Below are 19,076 nucleotides of genomic sequence, written 5' to 3'. Positions count from 1 at the left end.
CACTTATTCAATATCCGTATCAACTACGTTTGAAAGTATATGTGATAACGACATCCTGATCATCCAAAAAATCATCCTGTTCCAATACAAGTCGGTTTTTGGTAAACTCCATGATCCTCATATCATTTCTGTTCTCAAAGTGTAGAATTTCATTGTTGAGCAATTCATATTTGTCCGATTCCACCGTACTATATGGGTCAACTTCACCACAAGAAAGACCATTTTCATTAAGCCTAAACTCGTTTTTTTCTCCGATTGGTCCTTCCGTAAAAAAAGTCAGGTTGTCCTTTAAACACTGGTGGATTTCGTTTGTGTTGTACAGGTCAATGTTCACGGTTCCATCCCCGTTGATGTCCACTGCAGTATCAGAATCAATGCCCTCATATTCCCATTGGCCGAAAAGAGCTTCGTCCCTGTCATCAACAAAGACATTATCATCATAGCTACAAGAAAAAAGAATGATTGTTGATCCAATTATTACTAAGTAATTCCGCATGGTTATAAATGTTTATGATTATCAAAGTTACAATAATCAATGGTCGATATAAAAGCGTGCTTAAATAATCCACCTAATTCCATACGCTATGTGTGTTTTCCCGAAAGGACGGCCCAGAGGCCCATTACCCTGTATTAGAGGCGGTCGATCAAGTTCCTGCTCACCTTGTACCCTCTTTGTCACCAGATGTGCATGCGCCTCGCCCCCCTTGAAGGGATGGTGGAATTAGTGCCGTCAATCTCGCGCATGAGCCTCAGGTTCATTTCCCTCTCGCCCCTTGGCCTGTAATACAGCCCCGGGCGATAGACCGACAATGTTCTGCATTGCCTTGCAATGGTCATCTTGGAATGCCCCTTGCGTATCATTTTCCTGCGTTTGGAGAGCGGTCTCAGCGCAAGGCGTCCTTCTTTCCCGATTCAAACACCTGATTGGCCCCATCGAGGAAATCGCGCTTCCATGCGATTATCCGGATAGGGTGCATCTTGTAATACTGAGCAAGTTAGGCAAGGCTATATCGCTATTTCAAGGCTTCCAGAACCACTTTGGTCTTGAACCTCGAGGTAAATTTTCTTCGTGTCATATTCACTAAATTGAATGATTAAACTTAATGACCTAGTTTTTGGGGTATCTACAGAGGATTATGTTATCAATATCAGAGTACATAAAAAGTTATTAATTAAAATCATTTTAACCGTTAACATTCCTCTACAACGGGGAAGATTTTGGCTATTTTCCACAATAATTATTCTTATCTGCACTCCTTAGCCGCTCACAACAAATAAATTTTTAATCTTAAATTTGTAGTTGTATAATCATTGAATAAAATGAATTGTGATTTAGCGAAATATGAGTACATTATTTATCAAAAATATGGTCTGCAACCGTTGCATCCTCGTAGTTCAGAACGAACTCGACAAGCTCGGCATAACGGCTAACAATATAAAACTGGGCGAAATAACCCTTAAAAAAGATTTAACCACGGCAGAGCGTGAAGCATTGGAAACTACTTTAGACCCTTTGGGCTTTCAGGTCATCGACGACAAGAAGAGCCGGATGATAGAGAAAATAAAGAACGTTATCATTGACCTGGTGCATCATCAGGACAACGATGGGAAAACCAATCTTTCGGACGTGTTGAGCGATGCGCTTCACCACGATTACAATTACCTTTCCAACCTGTTTTCCGATATTGAGGGTACGACTATCGAAAAGTATTTTATCGCACAGAAAGTTGAAAAGATAAAAGAACTGTTGGTGTACGATGAGCTGTCGTTGAGCGAGATTGCCGACCGTATGAATTATTCGAGCGTGGCATATTTGAGCAACCAGTTTAAGAAAGTAACGGGGCTTACACCGAGCCATTTCAAGCAGATACGGGAAGACAAACGCAAGCCACTGGATAAGGTTTAAGTAAATCTTACAAATCAAACCCAGAATTTCACAATAACAGTCCTCTTTATTGTTGCCACCTTTGCATTATGAAAATAAAGCAATCGAAATATGGCAACAAATAATGAAACAATATACATTCCTTTAGAGGATGTAGAAAGCGAGCACTGTGCATTAATCGTTGAAAAAGGACTTGCACAGGTAAAAGGCATAGAAACCTATCAGGTAGAGCTAAATAACCGCAGAGCGGCTATTACCGTAAATGATAATGAGGTAGTAGGCGAAGCTGTAAAAGCAATCAAAGATTTAGGCTACGGCGTTCCGACCGTTAAACAATCCTATCCCGTTTTAGGTATGACCTGTGCATCCTGTGCAGGCAGTGCCGAAAGTATGGTTAAATACGCTCCGGGTGTGGTAAATGCCGAAGTGAATTACGGTACAGGCAATCTTACCGTCGAGTTCCTGCCAAATATGACCAATTCCGAGCAAATCAGAAAAGCGGTGCAGGACGGCGGTTATGACCTTTTACTTGAAGACGAGAACAAGCAGCAGGAAACCTTAGAAGCTATCCACGCCGAAAAATTCAGAAAACTTAAAAACAAAACCATTTGGGCGGTAATCTTATCGCTCCCGGTAGTCATTATCGGTATGTTCTTTATGGATATGCCCTATGGTAATGAAATAATGTGGGCATTCTCCACTCCGGTAGTGCTTTGGTTAGGCAAAGACTTTTTTATCAATGCGTGGAAGCAGGCGAAACATCGTTCTGCCAATATGGACACGCTTGTAGCATTGAGTACAGGTATTGCTTACATATTCAGCGTGTTCAATATGCTGTTTATGGACTTTTGGCATCAAAGGGGTTTACACGCTCACGTCTATTTTGAAGCAGCAGCCGTTATTATCGCATTCATCCTGTTAGGTAAGCTATTGGAAGAAAAAGCCAAAGGCAACACCTCATCAGCTATTAAAAAGCTGATGGGCTTACAGCCGAAAACGGTTATAGTGATAGAAGCTGACGGAACCGAAAGACAAAAAGCTATCGAAGATGTAAACGCAGGCGACATTATTTTGGTTAAGCCGGGCGAAAAAATCGCAGTGGACGGAATGGTCGTATCGGGCAACTCGTATGTAGATGAAAGTATGCTAAGCGGCGAGCCTATTCCGGTACTGAAAAAAGAGAACGAAAAAGTATTTGCAGGAACCATCAACCAAAAAGGCAGCTTCCAATTTAAGGCGGTAAAAGTGGGTAAAGAAACAATGCTTGCCCACATCATCAAAATGGTACAGGATGCACAGGGGAGTAAAGCTCCGGTACAAAAACTGGTAGATAAAATCGCAGGGATTTTCGTTCCCGTAGTAATCAGCATTGCCATTCTTACATTTATTCTTTGGTACTTCTTAGGAGGCGACAACGGCGTAGTGCAAGGTCTTTTAGCAGCCGTTACCGTACTGGTTATCGCTTGTCCTTGTGCTTTAGGCTTAGCTACACCGACCGCTATTATGGTAGGCGTGGGTAAAGGTGCTGAAAACGGCATCCTGATTAAAGATGCCGAAAGTCTTGAATTAGCGAAAAAAATAAATGCTATCGTACTGGATAAAACCGGAACAATTACCGAGGGAAGACCACAGGTAACTGGCATACAATGGCTGAACAATGATGATACAACTAAAGATGTTTTATTGAGTATTGAAAAGCAATCGGAGCACCCATTAGCTGAAGCCGTTGTGAAACATTTGGAAGGCGTTTCCGCCACTGCATTATCCAACTTCGATAGTATCACAGGTAAAGGCGCAAAAGCCGATTACAACAACGATACCTACTATGTAGGTAATAAAAAGCTGTTAGCCGAAAACAATATTACCATTGCCGACCAACTGCAACAGCAGGCGGACGAATGGGGCACACAGTCTAAAACCGTTATTTGGTTTGCGAACAGCAAACAAGCTCTTTCGGTAGTGGCTATTGCCGATAAAATCAAAGAAACATCGGTAGCAGCTATCAAAGAAATGCAGGAAATGGGCATAGACCTTTATATGCTGACCGGAGATAATGAAGCTACCGCAAAAGCGATTGCATTACAAACAGGCATCAAGCATTATAAGGCAGAAGTATTGCCACAGCACAAAGCAGACTTTGTAAAAGAACTGCAAGCACAAGGCAAAATGGTAGCGATGGTTGGGGATGGTATCAATGACAGTACCGCACTGGCAACAGCCGACGTAAGTATAGCAATGGGCAAAGGTTCGGATATCGCAATGGACGTGGCTAAAATGACCATCATTTCATCAGACCTGACCAAAATACCACAGTCGATTAGATTGTCAAAGCAGACAGTAGCCACCATTAAGCAAAACCTGTTTTGGGCGTTCATCTATAACCTTATTGGTATTCCGATTGCCGCAGGTATTCTTTACCCCATTAATGGCTTTTTATTAAACCCGATGATTGCAGGTGCAGCGATGGCTCTAAGTAGTGTTAGCGTGGTAAGTAACAGTTTACGTTTGAAATGGAAGAAGTAAACCTTACAAATGGAACAAGGAATAACGAACTAATTACAAATGTTTTGCTGTGAAATTTGCTACAGCAAATCAAAAATTAAATATAACAATGGAAAAGAAAGCACATTTTACAGCAGAAGAAGCTAAATCTATCGGCGACCAGTTGAAAATTGATTGGAACAAAATACCGTTAAGTGAATTTCGCATTGGTCTTGAAGTAGAACTTGAACATGGATTACATGATGAGGCAACCAATGTTACAGGTAACGACCCTATTCTTACGGCAAAAATCGCCTTGGCACATTTAAACGCTTTTTCAGATTACTATACAAGACTGTACAAAGGTTTTGGAATGGAAGTGCCTCAATTAGACAAACAATAATTCAAGAAAATATGGGACATGACCACGGGCACAGCCACTCGCACAGTGCAAATAAAAAGACACTGACCATTAGCTTAATTATCATCACTGCTTATATGGCAATAGAGGTAATCGGCGGATTACTGACCAATAGCCTTGCTCTATTAGCCGATGCCGGGCATATGTTGAGCGATGCAGTATCATTATTCATTGCATTGATGGCATTTAAGTTCAGCAGTAAAGTAGCTGACTACGGGAAGACGTATGGCTACAAACGATTTGAAATACTTGCAGCAGTTATCAACGGCGCAACGCTGATACTGATTTCAGGCTATATTATTTACGAAGCGATAGAACGCTTTCAGAACCCACCGGAAATACAATCAAGCGGTATGCTCATTGTGGCATTCATCGGCTTACTGGTTAATGTACTTGTAGCCTGGATAATGATACGTGGTGCTGATGTAAAAGAAAACCTCAATATGCGTGGAGCCTACCTTCACGTTATCAGCGATATGCTGGGTTCGGTAGGTGCTATCATTGCAGCTTTACTGATTATGTTCTTCGGTTGGGGATGGGCAGACCCATTGGCAAGTATTATCGTTTCCATACTGGTATTGCGAAGCGGTTACTATGTTACCAAATCATCGGTACATATACTGATGGAGGGAACACCGGAAAATGTGGAGGTCGAAAAGGTAACAGAAAAAATCCTGAAAACGGATGGTGTTATCGGTATGCACGACCTACATATATGGACGATTACAAGCGGCTTGAATGCACTTACTTGCCACTTGGTTGTGGATGGGAAAATGACGATTGGGGAAAGTGAAACATTGCTCCGCAAAGTCGAACACACACTGGAACACCTGAACATCCATCACGTCACTATACAATTAGAAACGCCTGAACACAAGCACGACAATTCGATGTTGTGTACTGTAAAGGCAGACCCGTCAGGACACGACCACCATCATCATCATTAATCTAATTGAATACTGTTTATAATTAAGTTTTAATCTCTAAAAAAATAAAAATGAACAAATTATTGATAGGTGCATTCGCCTCTTTAGCCATCTTCTTAGCCTCTTGTGGTGGCGATACCAAAACTGCAAAGGACGGACACGCACACACCGAGGGCGATGGACACGACCACGCAACTGAACAAGTGGTTGATAAGCCTGCCGAAAAAATTGCAGCCAAAAATAGGAATGAAAAAGGCGAACTGATTGATGCCCACGGACACCTGATTACAGGTTGCCCAGGTCATAAAGAAATGGTAGGTTCAGAGGGCGATATGTGCCCAAAATGTGAGTATATGACAATGATACCTATCACTTGGGATATTACAGGGGTTGATACCGTAAAAGTAACGAAATTGGCTGATTATAACCCGCCTGCTGACAAACTGAAAAAATAATGTAGAACTTAGCTTTATTGCGTTTGCTAAGACGGTGGTTCCTTAATTGGGACTGCCGTTTTTTTTTACCCTACACCCGTAAAAATTACAAATCTTAGCAGTCATATCGCACTTTCAAGCCCTTAGCTTATAGGTAGATTTGTTTATGGTCTAACGATACAGAGGGAATTTCCTAATGATGAACAATGATATAAAGAATGCGAGCCTTGTCCGCAAATCCATTAAAAACGTAAGGACAGTCTTAATGAGCAAGAGCTTAAAGGACTTGAAAATATTTGACATTATATCGGCTGCGGAAATATCAAGAAGCAGGTTCTTTAGCTTTTTTGGAAGCATTAATACGATATTAGAGTTGGTAATTTCAGAAGAACTTATAAAATGTTACCAACTCATCTCGCAAAATGTTATTGCAATTGATAGCAAAGAACTGATTACAGTTGAACTGAAGCAATTGAGGACAATTTATTTTAGAAATAATCCAATACTTTTCGACTATTATAGTAATGTAAATAAGTTACCAGACAGGTATAATGTCCTAAAAGAAGCCGTAGCACTAAAAGAACGTGAATTGTATGCTACAACTTTAGCAAGTAACATTATTAATCTTGGCTCTTATCAGAGAGCCGATAAGTCCACTAAGTATGAATAGCAATCAAAAAGTGATATTCACCTTTGTAAAATAATACCTTAAATATCACGTAATCCCAAATCAGTAAATCTTACAAATTAAACAAGGAATTTTACACGAAATCATTTGTGTTAAGGTCTAACATTTATGTGATATCGCTTAATTTATTCACATTTTTTAAATTTTAAGATTATGATACAAACAAAATTCCAATCTTGCATCGAAGCCTGCCTTAATTGTATAGCTCTATGTAATCAGTGTGCCGTAGCGTGTTTAAACGAGAAAGATGTAGCACATCTTAAAAAGTGTATTCAGCTTAATCTTGAATGCGTAGCTATATGCCAGGCAGCAGCAAATGTTCTGAGCCTTGATGGTAAATTCAGCAAAGAAATTTGTAAACTGTGCATCGAAATTTGCAATGCTTGCGCCGATGAGTGCGAAGCACACGCAAATATGGGAATGGAGCACTGTAAAGAATGCGCTGAAGCGTGTAGAAAATGTGCACAGGCTTGTGAAGAAATGATTAAAGCTGCTTAATCTGTTATTATCATTGTAAAAAAAGAGGGTTTGTTTAAACACTCTTTTTTTGTGCCTTGCCAAATCAGTAAATATCACAAATCAAACACGGAAAAGCGTAATAAGGAACTAACCTGTTGTACTGAAATTTGCACTATCAGATAACAAATAAAATCTCAAATAGAAATGAAAAAGTTAGTGTTAGCATTGTCGGTAATTGCATTTACTGCCTGTAACAACAATCAGCAAAAAGAACAGAACACACAGGAGAGTAATAAGCCTGTAACAGAAGAAACTGTTGCCCCGGCAGAAACAGGGAACGAAAACGTAATTACCATAAATGGCGGCGATGATATGAAGTTCGACAAAACCGAACTGAAAACCAAAGCAGGCGAAACCGTAAAGCTCATCCTAAAGCACGTGGGTAAAGTGCCGATTGAGGCAATGGGACACAATGTTGTCATTCTTGCCCAGGGCACGGACTTTAATGCCTTTGCTAATGCTGCAATAGATGCTAAAGACAACGGCTACATACCTAAAGGAATGGAAAACGCCGTAATCGCTAAAACAGAAATGATTGGCGGCGGGCAAACCACAGAAATTACTTTTACGGCTCCGACTAAAGGTTCATATGATTTCTTATGCTCGTTTCCCGGTCATTACATCTATATGAAAGGCAAACTAATCGTGGAATAACACGGCGATTTCCAAATCAGTAAAAATCACAAATCTTACAAGGAATACCATAATAGTAACACCCCGTTTAATACGGAAATTTGTATAACAATAAAAAATAAGTTCAAAATGAAAAATGTAGAATTAAGCATACCAGATATGCAAAGTGCACATTGCCAGTCAAGAGTAAACGGAGCAATCAAAGACATTGACGGCATTAAAGTAGAAAAATTGGAAGCAGGAAAATTATCTGTTTCGGTTGAAAGCGATGAAGTGAAAGAAGAGTTGGTTGAGGCTATTGAAAAAGCAGGCTACAAAGTTGGCGGCGACGACAGCGAAAAGGCTTCAAGTTGTTCAACAGGATGCTGCGGATAAGTTTTGGGCAGTCCCGGAGAGTGTACGCAGGTACATCTTCGGGATTTTTACCAAAGCTACACCAAAGTATGAAACAGTTAAAAACCTCGTTCCATAAATGAAAAGCTATGTTACAGAAACAAAATTCAGGCGACTGTTCGGACATAATGACGAAAGTTTGCAATGTAGCAGACCGGATAATTCAGACCCGATTGGATACAGGTATATCTGCACCGTTTGCCGTGCAGGTTACTAACGAACTTAAAACGGATTATCAACAGTTGAACAATCTGTTTCTCGTTAAATGCGATATAAGCCTTGAAATTATCTATATCAGGCGTATTATCGAAAAGGTAAAAGAGTTACTGGTGTACACCGAGCAATCGTTGTCACAAATCGCTAAAGCGTTGGGCTATCAGAAGCCAACTGAACTATCCGAGCAATTAATGACTTACACAGGATTAACATCTGCCCATTTTAAGCAGATACGAAAAAACAAGCTCGAAATCATCAAAAGACAACAGGAAAAGCAAAACGGACTATAATTGTCAGAACAGCAAACTTTTAAATAGAAGTCTTGATGAAACCTCGCTTTGTGTACAGAAGCAGAGGTTTTCTTTTTATCAGCAATGCAAGACAGGAAACTACCCAGGAATGAAGAAATACACGTGGCGAACACATAAAATTACAAAGGAAACAGAAGATACCATTACCCTATACTTTGACACGGAGCAGCAGGCATTTACTTACTTGCCCGGTCAGTATCTCAACATCAGGCTTACCATAAATGGCGAACTACTTATACGTTCGTATTCGTTCAGTTCGGTGCCTTCTGACGAATTTCCTGCCATTACTATCAAAAGGGTTACTGGTGGCAAGATGAGCAATTACATACTGGATAATGCATACCATATCGAAGCCTGGGAAATAGAAGCCCCCTTTGGCAGCTTTGTCTTGGAAGAGCAGATAGCAACCCAATCCCAAATCGTACTGTTGGCAGGTGGTAGCGGCATTTCGCCTTTGTTCTCAATGCTAAAAAGTATTGAAAGCAGCAGCCAAATTCCCTTACTGGTGTACAGTAACAAAACACCGGAAGATACCATATTTTGGAATGAATTGGAAGCGATGCAGGCAGCGCAAGAACTGAATATTTGTTATTCCTTTACCGCACCCGATTTTATTTCCACCAAAATCAACCACGTTGCAGGCAGGTTTAATCTGCTTGTTTTACGTTCGGTTATTAAAAGACTTGTTGGCGAGGTTCAGGCAGCCCATTACTTCATCTGTGGACCAAATGGGCTGATGGATTTGTACCGGGATGCTTTAATTGGTTTGAACATTCCCAAAGACCATATCCATTTGGAATACTTTGACCCGGTTCCGTTGGATCCGGGCGATTTGGAAACGAACGGTATTGCCAAAGATGTGATTGTAAACTATTACGAGGATTATTACGAAAATGATGAAAAACAAACCTATGAATGCACTTCACTCATTGAGGTGCAGCCGAAGCAGTCGCTTTTGGATGCGATGAAAGAGCATCATATCAAAGTGTCAAGTTCCTGTAAGAACGGAACCTGCGGGGCTTGTTGGGCATTAAAAACAGATGGAGAAGTTAGGATGCTCCATAACGGCGCATTAACAGAACAGGATATGGCAGAGGGAATAATTTTGCTATGCCAAAGCTATCCAATGAATGCAGATGTTTGTGTTACGATACAATAACAACCTTATCATACATAGGGCAAAACGATTGCTTTGCCCTTATTTTAAATAATAATGGGAGTTGTCAATCTTTCTTTAGTGCCAGTTTGCGGAGCATTGCCGTACTCATACTATCCGTGTAAGCTCCGTAAGCCGTAACCAAAATGCCTTTTAATCCGTCTTTCGATACAATCCCATACACCGTAGCCTCATCGCTTGGATTGCTTTCTCCCTCATAGCGATAGACCTGCTCAATTTCAAAATCATCAACAGTATATTTGTTGGCTCCACAGATTAAACAGTTCTCTTCGAGATTGAAATCCACATTATAACCTTCCTGCGTAGGTTTTGTATCGCTACCAAAACCGTAGCATATTTGTACGTTACATTTGTCATAGTAATAGTATTTTATATTGTTGCTTATCGTTTCCGACTGTCCTGTCAGAAATCTTCTTTCAACAGGTCTTTGAGCTTCCGGTGCTGTATGCACAATTCGGCATACATTGTTTTCAGCCTGCTGTTTTCTTCGTTTAAATTTACCAGTTCTACAAGAATATCCATCCCCAAATCCTTGTATTTGTGTTTCAGTTCAAAAATGTTAGTGCCGTAAACGCCGTATTTCTCAAAAAGCTCCAGTCCGCTTTTGCCTGTGTTGTAATCTTTAAGCACCTTTAAAACCTGATGTTCGTTAATCTTTTTATTCTTCATTTTATACGGATGTTGTCTGTTACAAAATTCCGTAAGATTAGCGGGAGCTGCTATGTACTTTTCCTTGTTTAGTTTATGATATTTAATGTTGCAGCACTCGATTTCATAAAATTTCACAAAACAAAGCCGGAATATCATAATAGTTTGTCGGTGGCAAATGCAGAATTTTGACTATTGAATAAAGGAACTTATACACTTTAAAAGCTATGACACTATTAATAAAAGGAATGGTGTGCAATAGATGTACGTATGTTCTTGAACAGGAATTAACAGCTTTGGGTTTTGAGGTCTTGGATATAAAACTGGGGCAAGTCATCATAAAAGATACGGCAGACTTTTCGCAAAAGTTGGGAGCCATAAAAACGATGCTGAAAAGCATCGGCTTAGAACTGATGTACGACAAGAACCAAAAGACGATAAACAGGATAAAAGAGTTGGTGGAGAAAGGTATCACGTTGCAACTGCAAAGCGGCACTCCTACCAAATTTACAACCTTAATCAGTGGTAAGCTGCACAAGAACTACGATACATTGAGTGCCTTATTTTCTTCGGTGGAGGGAATAACACTCGAAAAGTACATCATTCATCGGAAGATTGAAAAGGTAAAAGACCTTTTGGTACATACCGAAATGTCGCTGACCGATATTGCCCACGTGCTGGGTTACAGCAGTCAGGCATACCTTTCCAACCAGTTGAAAAAACACACCGGCTTTACATCAAGCTATTTCAAGCAGTTAAAGCAGGAACAGGGGCAAAACGTTACTATGCAGATGGACGAAGAGCATACCCCGCATTGAGGCTTTTTCAATCCATTCGCGGGCATTTTGCTATTTTTTTAATGCGAGCATCAGAGCTACTGAAACATCAGTAGCTCTATTTGTTTCAGGTAGATACCACCAAATCAAAAAAGTAAATTTCACAACTTTTACCCGTCATTTCGTATAGCTGCGCCTTAGCTGTAACCCGACCTTTGCCATTATTAATAATTGATGTTTTGTATTTGCAACCAAGTTCCCAAAACCTGTTGGCAATTTTGCAATGAAGAAGCATTATCACTAAAAATTAAAGTTGTTATTATAATGAGAACAAGTAAAATTGGTTTGTTATCCATCTTCCTTATCGGAGCAGGATTGATACAGAGTTGCAAACAAAAAGAAGAAAAACAGTTAAAAGATGAGCCTCCGGTAGTCACCGTGGCCACTATCAGCAGTTCGGAAACCGAGCAATCCGTTTCCTATTCGGGTTCTATTGTACCCGACAATATGACCACCGTAAGTTTTGCCGTTCCCGGAACGATAAACAGCGTGGGCGTGAATGAGGGGCAACGTGTCAGCAAAGGACAGTTCCTTGCAAGCATTGATGCCACTGAGTACGAAGCTGCATTGCAGATTGCCAATGCCAGCTTAGACCAGAGCCAGGATGCGTTCAGAAGATTTGATGAATTGTATAAAAAAGGAAGTTTCCCCGAAAAGGACTATATCGACATCAAAACTAAAGTAGCGCAGGCGGAAGCCAATAAAAAAATCAACCGCAAGCGTATTACCGACAGCCGTTTGCATTCACCGACCAATGGTATTATAACCGTTAAAACTGCCGAGGTTGGCGGTATGGCAGCACCGGGCGTTCCTGCCTTTACCATTGTAAAAACAGATATGGTATATGCACAGTTTGCCGTACCCGAAAGCGAAATCGGGAGCTTCAAACAAGGAATGCAGGTAGCCGTAAACATTCCTACACTGCAACGCAATTTCACTGGCAAAATCACTATAATCAATCCCGTAGCTGATGAAATTTCAAAAGCCTACACGCTGAAAGTTCGCTTGGACAATCCGGGTGGTGTGCTAATGCCGGGAATGATTACAGAAGTACTTGCAGGAGTTCCGGTAAAGGTTAGGCAGGTGCGTGTACCGCTTACTGCTATCATCAATAATGTAGATAAAATCCCACACGTGTATGTGGTGGATAAAAACAACACCGCTAAACTGACAAGGGTTACAGTGGGCAAAATCATGGGCGATGAGGTTATTATTACCGATGGTCTTAACGAGAGCCAGAAAATTATCCTTGCCGGACAAAACAACGTGAACGACGGGCAGAAAGTAAAAACGCAAACAGCATCCGTAACCGCATCAGCCCCAAAATCTGAATAATTTATGAAAAGAAAGATAAACCTCATTGAAGCGGCAATGAAATTTCCGCAAGTACCAATAGCGATTACTATTATTATGGTACTTGCCGGATTAATTTCACTAATGAAGATGCCAAGAAGTGAAGACCCCCGTGTAACAGTTAGACAGGGCCTTGTCGTGGCTTTCTATCCCGGAGCCGACGAAGAACAGATAGAAAAAGAAGTAACCGACAAACTGGAACAATACCTATTTGGTTTCGAGGAAATCAAAAAAGAAAAAACACATTCAGAGAGTAAGCCCGGGCAGGTGGTGGTAACGGTCGAATTGCAGGATTATGTAAAAGACACTAAAAAATTCTGGAATACTTTACAGCACGGTTTGGATACAAATATGCCTTTGGCTTTGCCACGGGGCGTACAGGGACCGTATGTGAACAGCGACTTCGGCGATGTGGTCGTTCAGATGATTGCCGTATCTGCTCCTGGTCGTTCTTACGCCCAGTTGGAAAACTATCTGGACGAACTGGAAGACGGTATTAAGACCATTCCGCAGGTTTCCAAAATCAAGCGATACGGAGGTCAGAAGCAGCAAATATTCATTACCCTGCGTGAAGACGTATTAAAACAGTATGGTTTCGGTATCAACAAAATCGCAAACACATTAAGTCAACAGAATGTTACCATACCGAGTGGCGATATTGAGATTGGCAAAAACCGTTTCCTCATTTTCACAGATTCACAGTATCAGAATGAAAATGAAATCGGGAACCTGATTGTCTATAGTTCTCCACAGGGCGGCAATATCCGCTTGCGTGATATAGCCAACATTGATAGAAAATACGAAGATCTCAAAAGTAAAATTACAGTTTCGGGAAACGATGTAATGATGCTGACGGTAGAAATGCAGCCCGGACAGAACATTGTCGATTTGGGTAATGCCTTAGCACAAAAGGTTGCTGAAGTAAAAGAAATCCTGCCATCAGATGTACAGGTCAACACTATTGTTGACCAACCCGAAGTGGTCAAAATGAACTTAGGGCATTTCTTTATTGAGTTCGGTATTGCAATTGCCGCCGTTATCTTGGTTGTGATGCTTTTGCTGCCGTTCAGGGTTGCCACCATTTCAGCCATTGCAGCACCCGTTACTATTGCCGTAACATTCGCTATCCTCAATTTGCTTGGTATTGAAATGCACCAGGTTAGTTTGGCGGCAATGATTATTGTACTGGGGATGGTAGTAGATGATGCCATTATCGTAGTGGATAACTACATTGAGAAAGTGGACGAAAAAATACCATCTTGGACTGCCGCTTGGCAGAGTGCCACACAGTTAATGGTTCCCATTTTTACGGCTACGCTAACCATTGTCCTATCGTTCCTGCCGTTGGCATTTACACTTACTGGGCTAACAAGGGAGTTTGTGCAATGGATACCGATTACCGTTAGCATCGCTTTGGCAGTTTCGTTCTTGGTAGCCTTATTCCTTACGCCGTATATGTGTTACCACTTCCTGAAAAAAGGATTGAAAAAGCACGATGATAAACCGAAAAAACGCAATTTCTTAGACAGGATGCAGGACGGTTTCGACCGGGCAATCGAGTTCTGTATGAAATGGCAGAAAACTACTTTGGTAGCAGGTTTGGTTATCTTCTTATTGTCTTTCGTAGTAGGCAGTCAGGTTAAAACCGAGTTTTTCCCTATCGTGGAAAGAAACCAGTTCAACCTTGAATTGTGGATGGACAACGGTACGAATATCCACGAAACCGAAGCAGCCGTTAGGAAGATAGAAAAAGAAATTGCAGGCGATAAACGCATTGTAAACACCGCAAGTTTTATAGGTACAAGCTCGCCACGTTTCTACTCCACCTACGCACCGGAGCATCCTCGGGAAAACTTTGCACAGATATTCATCAATACCACAAGCAAAGATGCTACGGCAGAAATGATAGACGAATTTGTGCAGAAGTTCAACAACTACCTGCCGAACGGTTATGTAAGGGTAAGGCAGCTAAGCAAGAAGCAACAGCCCGCACCGATTGAAATCCGAGTGATTGGCAAAGATATGACCGAGCAGAAAAAAGTAGCTAAACAGGTTGCTGCAATATTGGAAAATACCAAAGGCTCTAACTGGGTGCGCACCGATTATCAGAATGATTATGTAGGGCTGAAAGCCGTTGTTAAAGAAGATGTAGCCTTGCGTTTGGGAGTTACCAAAGCGCAGATAGCACAGGCATTGGGAGCTAAGATAAAAGGCTATCCAGTATCGCAGATGTGGGAGGGCAATAAAGCCATCGACATTGTATTGCGTACAGACGAAAGCGACAGGGAAAATTTGGATGCTTTAGGCAATATGTATATCAACTCAACATTCGGTGCTAAAGTGCCTTTAAAGCAGGTGGTAGATTTACAACCGTCTTGGCATACTGGGGCTATTGTACACCGTAACGGGCTACGAACCTTAACCGTTTCTTCCGAAGCGCAGTTGGGCAGAAAACCCGCAGAAGTATTTGCAGAGGTACAGCCGAAAATCGACAGCCTGAAGTTACCAAAAGGCGTTAAGATTGCATACGGCGGCGAATATGAAGACGGACTGGAAAGCGGTCCTAAAATGGGAAAGGCTTTTATGATAAGTTTCGTGCTCATCTTCCTTGTCCTTTTATTCCAGTTCAAGCGTGTGGGTAAAGTATTCATTGTCCTGGCTTCATTCCCGTTGAGCTTGCTTGGTGCAATGTTAGGCTTGTTCCTTACAGGTTACGAGTTCGGGTTTATGGCAATCATTGGTATTACCGCCTTACTGGGTATCGTAGTCCGCAATGGGATTATCCTCGTGGACTATGCAGATGAACTGGTAAGAGAACACGGTCACAGCATCAGAGAAGCGGCTTTATTTGCAGCTAAACGTAGAATGCGCCCCATCTTCCTTACCTCTATGGCGGCGGCTATCGGTTTGATACCGTTAATGGCGAGTGGCTCTCCTGAATGGGGACCGATTTCGAGCACCATTTCAATCGGTATTCTGGTATCAATGATTACTACTTTGTTTATCGTTCCGGTATTGTATTACAGGTTCGTAAAACCCTCAAAAAACAAACAGCTGGATGAGCAGCAAGAATTGAATGCTGATGCTCACAACCAAAAATACTTATCATAAAAAGGGATTATGTTACAGAAAAGATATAAAACAGTCATAAAGGTTTTTGTATGCGGTTTCGCTCTTTTGCAGGGGACAAACAACCTCTTTGCACAACAGCAGTTAACCCTTGCGGAAAGTAAAGAACTGGCATTAAAAAACAACAACAGGATAGGCAAAGCCAAAGAAGACGTAATTGCCACCCAATCCGACAAACTGATTACAGATGTGGCAGGCAGACCAAAACTGGATGCATCGGCAACAGCCTTTTACTTTGGAGAGCCATTGAATACGATGCTGCCCGAATATGGGTTTGCACCAATGTTCAGCGTTACACAGCCGATTTATACTGGCGGTAAGATTAAGTACGGTAAGCAGATGGCAGAAACCAATATACAGATGAGCAACGCTCAACAACGATTGGTAGAGGATGAAGTATTACTGGCTACCGAAACCGCTTACTGGCTTGTGGTTCAGGCTAAGGAAGAAATCAAAATGGAACAGCAGGTTAAAAAGCAACTGGCTTCGCATTATACATTCCTGAATAACCAGTTTGAGGCAGGATTGATTTACAAAAACGATGTGTTACGGGCAAAGGTGCTCCAGAACGAAAACGAAGCCCGTTTGCAGGCTGCGGATAATAAGCTCATCTTGGCAAAAAGAAGATTGACCCAGTTAATCGGGATGGAAGACCCCACAGGTATAGACGTAGCCGATACATTGAGTACGAGGGAATTTTTAAAGCAGGGTATTTTGGAGGCTGCCGATGCGAACCGTCCGGAAATTGAGTTGGCAACCAATGGCATTAAAATGAGCGAGCTTACAAAAAGTATGCTCAAAGCCAACCTGAAACCATCGGTAGGTTTATCACTTAACGGAATGGCAGCTTTTGGAAAAGACGGCATCAACTTTGGCGACCCGACCAAAAACCATATGCTGACCTACTTCGGTATGTTAAGCGTTAAAATTGCGGTTTTCGACTGGGGCAGCAGAAAAGAAAAAGCAAAGCAGCAGGAAGCCAACATTCGTTCGGCTGAATATGGTCTGAAAGAACTGAAAAGCCAAATCACTGTGGAGATTGAGCAAGCTACGCTTAACCTGCAATTGCAGGCGAACAACATTGATTTAATGCAGGCATCGTTAATTGAAGCAGACGAGAACCTGAAACTAAGTAATGACCGCTTTAAAGCCGGAACCATTACCGGGGAAGATGTATTGATAGCAGAAACGCTTTGGCAAAGAGCATATAGCAATATGTTGGATGCAAAAGTACGGTACAAGATTGCCGAGGCTGTGTACCACAAAGCTACCGGACAGATAAAATAGTTTTATCAGAGTTTAGATATACTCAATTTGCGGGGGCGGTAACAAGTCCCTGCATTTTAATTGAAAATACAATAAGATAAATGCAAAACGATACAGCCAATAGAAATGGTATGTTAATGATACCCGATATTTCAGGCTTTACGGATTTCGTTATCAAATCAAATATGTTTGTTGGCAAATACATAACAGAAAGCCTGCTCAAATCAGTAATGGATAGCAATATCCTCTGCCTTGAAATTTCCGAGATTGAGGGCGATGCGATACTTTTTTACAAGTACCATAATCTTCCCACGTTTGAAGAAACATTAATACAAATTGAACAGATGTACAATGATTTTAAAAATGAACTCAATCGCTTAGTAAAACAACTTGGAATCGAAATTCCTTTATCCTTGAAGATAATTGTACACTACGGCGAGTTTACTAGATACAAAATAGGGAAATTCGAGAAACTCTACGGCGCACCAGTGGTAGAAGCTCACAAAATGTTGAAAAACCATATTGCAGAATACCCGCCATATGCCTTGTTTTCAGATGCTTTTTTAAAAGCCAACTTCGACTATCCCGAAAAATCTACTTTAGAATACGATAAGTGCGAAGATTGTAAGTATCTGCCCGCAATAGGTTATATACATTACCTGTAAAACCCAATCAGTAAAAATCACAAATCTAACAAAGAAAATTATAATACTTGTGCGCAGCAGCTTCTATAATTTTACATAGATTTTAAATACGGCTCTAAAACCGACAATGACAAAATGAAAGATTTAGAAGAAAAACTATTGCGCAGGAATATAAAACCAACTTCGGTTAGGCTGTTAATCTTTAGAACAATGTCTGACTTTAAAAAGGCTTTCAGCCTGACTGATTTGGAAACCAAACTTGAAACAGTCAATAAATCGACCATATTCAGAACGTTGAGCCTCTTCCAAGAAAACCTGCTTATCCATAGCATTGACGACGGTTCAGGTTCTATCAAATATGCTATTTGCAACGATGGTTGTATGTGTGTCATTGATGAGCTGCACGTACATTTCAATTGCATCAGGTGTAAGAATACATTTTGCATGGAAAGCATTTCGATACCCTCGATACAGCTACCCGATAAGTTCCTTTTGGAAAGCGTGAACTTCGTAATGAAAGGAATGTGCGGGCAATGCGCAAGGTTCCACAAGTCAAAATAATTCCTTTAAAACCCAATCCTTTTTTTAAGCCGCCATACCAAAATATGTCGGCTTTGCATTTGCAACCAGGTTCCCAAAACCGACTGATAATTTTGCCTTGTAAATTAAAATAATATGACAATGGCAATAAAAAATCATTATTCAGCAGATACAGATACAGCCTACAAAAGCAACCGCCTGTTTGATATAATTTCCTTTGAATGTGCAGTGCCCGAAAAAGAAACCGTGATTGCTTACACGGCGGCACTGCAATCCCATTCCACGCACCCGATAGCAAGCAGTGTGCTCAAATTTCTTCCGGCTATCAGGCTACCCGATTACAAGGTCGAAAAGTTTGAAGAAATACCCGGTTACGGTATCAAAGGATTTGTGAACGGGCACGAAGTCATCATTGGCAATTTAGCCCTGATGAAATCTTACGACTTCTACTACGATGAAAGCCTCGACGAACTGCGGGAGCCTGTAATCCTCATTATGATTGACGACCGATATTCTGGATGCTTTATAATGATGGAATATCCACAATAAACACCAATCACAAAACATTTCAGGCTT

At 41.1% G+C, this 19,076-nt stretch carries 21 protein-coding genes; 18 read left to right on the top strand and 3 right to left on the bottom strand.

The features are described from left to right. Positions 1–19: 19 nt before the first annotated feature. Positions 20–496, bottom strand: a complete 477-nt coding sequence (locus ABTP35_RS12695) for a hypothetical protein (RefSeq protein WP_207025728.1) — start codon at positions 494–496, stop codon at positions 20–22. A gap of 846 nt (positions 497–1,342) precedes the next feature. Here ABTP35_RS12695 and ABTP35_RS12690 point away from each other — a divergent pair. The 11 genes from ABTP35_RS12690 (at position 1,343) to ABTP35_RS12640 (ending at position 10,066) form a co-directional block, all read left to right on the top strand. Then, entirely contained in the window at positions 1,343–1,906 is a 564-nt protein-coding gene (locus tag ABTP35_RS12690; protein ID WP_207025726.1) for an AraC family transcriptional regulator, read from the top strand. Positions 1,907–1,996: 90 nt separating this feature from the next. After that, positions 1,997–4,408 (top strand): heavy metal translocating P-type ATPase, encoded by a 2,412-nt coding sequence (locus ABTP35_RS12685; protein WP_207025725.1) that lies wholly within the window; start codon positions 1,997–1,999, stop codon positions 4,406–4,408. Between the two features lie 49 nt (positions 4,409–4,457). Further along, positions 4,458–4,769, top strand: a complete 312-nt coding sequence (locus ABTP35_RS12680; protein ID WP_375334235.1) for a DUF5661 family protein — start codon at positions 4,458–4,460, stop codon at positions 4,767–4,769. Between the two features lie 11 nt (positions 4,770–4,780). Further along, entirely contained in the window at positions 4,781–5,734 is a 954-nt protein-coding gene (locus ABTP35_RS12675; protein ID WP_207025717.1) for a cation diffusion facilitator family transporter, read from the top strand. Positions 5,735–5,784: 50 nt separating this feature from the next. Next, positions 5,785–6,168: a hypothetical protein gene (locus ABTP35_RS12670; RefSeq protein WP_207025716.1), complete on the top strand. Its 384-nt coding sequence runs from the start codon at positions 5,785–5,787 to the stop codon at positions 6,166–6,168. Positions 6,169–6,412: 244 nt separating this feature from the next. Continuing rightward, a complete protein-coding gene (locus tag ABTP35_RS12665; RefSeq protein WP_207025715.1) occupies positions 6,413–6,817 on the top strand; it encodes a hypothetical protein in 405 nt (134 codons plus the stop codon). Between the two features lie 171 nt (positions 6,818–6,988). Next, positions 6,989–7,333 (top strand): four-helix bundle copper-binding protein, encoded by a 345-nt coding sequence (locus ABTP35_RS12660; protein WP_207025714.1) that lies wholly within the window; start codon positions 6,989–6,991, stop codon positions 7,331–7,333. A 165-nt stretch (positions 7,334–7,498) separates the two neighbouring features. Further along, positions 7,499–8,008: a plastocyanin/azurin family copper-binding protein gene (locus tag ABTP35_RS12655; RefSeq protein ID WP_207025713.1), complete on the top strand. Its 510-nt coding sequence runs from the start codon at positions 7,499–7,501 to the stop codon at positions 8,006–8,008. A gap of 108 nt (positions 8,009–8,116) precedes the next feature. Then, positions 8,117–8,362 carry a heavy-metal-associated domain-containing protein gene (locus ABTP35_RS12650; protein WP_207025712.1) on the top strand — a complete coding sequence of 82 codons (246 nt, stop codon included), beginning with the start codon at positions 8,117–8,119 and terminating at the stop codon, positions 8,360–8,362. 107 nt (positions 8,363–8,469) lie between these two features. Beyond that, positions 8,470–8,886 carry a hypothetical protein gene (locus tag ABTP35_RS12645; RefSeq protein ID WP_207025711.1) on the top strand — a complete coding sequence of 139 codons (417 nt, stop codon included), beginning with the start codon at positions 8,470–8,472 and terminating at the stop codon, positions 8,884–8,886. Positions 8,887–8,995: 109 nt separating this feature from the next. Further along, positions 8,996–10,066 (top strand): flavin reductase family protein, encoded by a 1,071-nt coding sequence (locus tag ABTP35_RS12640; RefSeq protein ID WP_207025710.1) that lies wholly within the window; start codon positions 8,996–8,998, stop codon positions 10,064–10,066. Between the two features lie 64 nt (positions 10,067–10,130). Here ABTP35_RS12640 and ABTP35_RS12635 read toward each other — a convergent pair whose 3' ends face one another. Then, entirely contained in the window at positions 10,131–10,535 is a 405-nt protein-coding gene (locus tag ABTP35_RS12635; protein ID WP_207025709.1) for a hypothetical protein, read from the bottom strand. Further along, the gene (locus tag ABTP35_RS12630) at positions 10,487–10,753 is read right to left on the bottom strand and encodes a hypothetical protein (RefSeq protein ID WP_207025708.1); all 267 of its coding nucleotides are present in this window, start codon (positions 10,751–10,753) and stop codon (positions 10,487–10,489) included. Before ABTP35_RS12630 ends, ABTP35_RS12635 begins: the two co-directional genes overlap by 49 nt. A 206-nt stretch (positions 10,754–10,959) precedes the next feature. On the opposite strand from ABTP35_RS12630, the gene ABTP35_RS12625 reads away from it, so the two are divergent. From ABTP35_RS12625 to ABTP35_RS12595, 7 genes are all read left to right on the top strand, one after another. After that, the gene (locus ABTP35_RS12625; protein ID WP_207025707.1) at positions 10,960–11,550 is read left to right on the top strand and encodes an AraC family transcriptional regulator; all 591 of its coding nucleotides are present in this window, start codon (positions 10,960–10,962) and stop codon (positions 11,548–11,550) included. A 282-nt stretch (positions 11,551–11,832) separates the two neighbouring features. Then, positions 11,833–12,903, top strand: coding sequence for an efflux RND transporter periplasmic adaptor subunit (locus ABTP35_RS12620; RefSeq protein ID WP_207025705.1), 1,071 nt, complete (start codon positions 11,833–11,835; stop codon positions 12,901–12,903). A 3-nt stretch (positions 12,904–12,906) separates the two neighbouring features. After that, a complete protein-coding gene (locus ABTP35_RS12615) occupies positions 12,907–16,032 on the top strand; it encodes an efflux RND transporter permease subunit (protein WP_207025704.1) in 3,126 nt (1,041 codons plus the stop codon). A 9-nt stretch (positions 16,033–16,041) separates the two neighbouring features. Further along, the gene (locus ABTP35_RS12610) at positions 16,042–17,337 is read left to right on the top strand and encodes a TolC family protein (RefSeq protein WP_207025703.1); all 1,296 of its coding nucleotides are present in this window, start codon (positions 16,042–16,044) and stop codon (positions 17,335–17,337) included. A gap of 80 nt (positions 17,338–17,417) precedes the next feature. Continuing rightward, positions 17,418–17,981 (top strand): DUF2652 domain-containing protein, encoded by a 564-nt coding sequence (locus ABTP35_RS12605; protein ID WP_207025702.1) that lies wholly within the window; start codon positions 17,418–17,420, stop codon positions 17,979–17,981. A gap of 114 nt (positions 17,982–18,095) precedes the next feature. After that, complete coding sequence (locus ABTP35_RS12600; RefSeq protein ID WP_207025701.1) at positions 18,096–18,521, top strand: Fur family transcriptional regulator; 426 nt, start codon at positions 18,096–18,098, stop codon at positions 18,519–18,521. A gap of 120 nt (positions 18,522–18,641) precedes the next feature. After that, entirely contained in the window at positions 18,642–19,049 is a 408-nt protein-coding gene (locus ABTP35_RS12595) for a hypothetical protein (RefSeq protein ID WP_207025700.1), read from the top strand. The last annotated feature ends 27 nt before the right edge of the window (positions 19,050–19,076 follow it).

Source organism: Flagellimonas alginilytica (assembly GCF_042134605.1).
Lineage (GTDB): Bacteria > Bacteroidota > Bacteroidia > Flavobacteriales > Flavobacteriaceae > Flagellimonas > Flagellimonas alginolytica.
This window is presented reverse-complemented; position numbering and strand designations above follow the sequence as displayed.

Excerpts from the sequence above, each read along its gene's own strand:
- ABTP35_RS12695 (WP_207025728.1), bottom strand. The coding sequence starts at position 496 with ATGCGGAATTACTTAGTAATAATTGGATCAACAATCATTCTTTTTTCT.
- ABTP35_RS12690 (WP_207025726.1), top strand. The coding sequence starts at position 1,343 with ATGAGTACATTATTTATCAAAAATATGGTCTGCAACCGTTGCATCCTC.
- ABTP35_RS12685 (WP_207025725.1), top strand. The coding sequence starts at position 1,997 with ATGGCAACAAATAATGAAACAATATACATTCCTTTAGAGGATGTAGAA.
- ABTP35_RS12675 (WP_207025717.1), top strand. The coding sequence starts at position 4,781 with ATGGGACATGACCACGGGCACAGCCACTCGCACAGTGCAAATAAAAAG.
- ABTP35_RS12670 (WP_207025716.1), top strand. The coding sequence starts at position 5,785 with ATGAACAAATTATTGATAGGTGCATTCGCCTCTTTAGCCATCTTCTTA.
- ABTP35_RS12665 (WP_207025715.1), top strand. The coding sequence starts at position 6,413 with ATGAGCAAGAGCTTAAAGGACTTGAAAATATTTGACATTATATCGGCT.
- ABTP35_RS12660 (WP_207025714.1), top strand. The coding sequence starts at position 6,989 with ATGATACAAACAAAATTCCAATCTTGCATCGAAGCCTGCCTTAATTGT.
- ABTP35_RS12655 (WP_207025713.1), top strand. The coding sequence starts at position 7,499 with ATGAAAAAGTTAGTGTTAGCATTGTCGGTAATTGCATTTACTGCCTGT.
- ABTP35_RS12650 (WP_207025712.1), top strand. The coding sequence starts at position 8,117 with ATGAAAAATGTAGAATTAAGCATACCAGATATGCAAAGTGCACATTGC.
- ABTP35_RS12645 (WP_207025711.1), top strand. The coding sequence starts at position 8,470 with ATGTTACAGAAACAAAATTCAGGCGACTGTTCGGACATAATGACGAAA.
- ABTP35_RS12640 (WP_207025710.1), top strand. The coding sequence starts at position 8,996 with ATGAAGAAATACACGTGGCGAACACATAAAATTACAAAGGAAACAGAA.
- ABTP35_RS12630 (WP_207025708.1), bottom strand. The coding sequence starts at position 10,753 with ATGAAGAATAAAAAGATTAACGAACATCAGGTTTTAAAGGTGCTTAAA.
- ABTP35_RS12625 (WP_207025707.1), top strand. The coding sequence starts at position 10,960 with ATGACACTATTAATAAAAGGAATGGTGTGCAATAGATGTACGTATGTT.
- ABTP35_RS12620 (WP_207025705.1), top strand. The coding sequence starts at position 11,833 with ATGAGAACAAGTAAAATTGGTTTGTTATCCATCTTCCTTATCGGAGCA.
- ABTP35_RS12615 (WP_207025704.1), top strand. The coding sequence starts at position 12,907 with ATGAAAAGAAAGATAAACCTCATTGAAGCGGCAATGAAATTTCCGCAA.
- ABTP35_RS12610 (WP_207025703.1), top strand. The coding sequence starts at position 16,042 with ATGTTACAGAAAAGATATAAAACAGTCATAAAGGTTTTTGTATGCGGT.
- ABTP35_RS12605 (WP_207025702.1), top strand. The coding sequence starts at position 17,418 with ATGCAAAACGATACAGCCAATAGAAATGGTATGTTAATGATACCCGAT.
- ABTP35_RS12600 (WP_207025701.1), top strand. The coding sequence starts at position 18,096 with ATGAAAGATTTAGAAGAAAAACTATTGCGCAGGAATATAAAACCAACT.
- ABTP35_RS12595 (WP_207025700.1), top strand. The coding sequence starts at position 18,642 with ATGGCAATAAAAAATCATTATTCAGCAGATACAGATACAGCCTACAAA.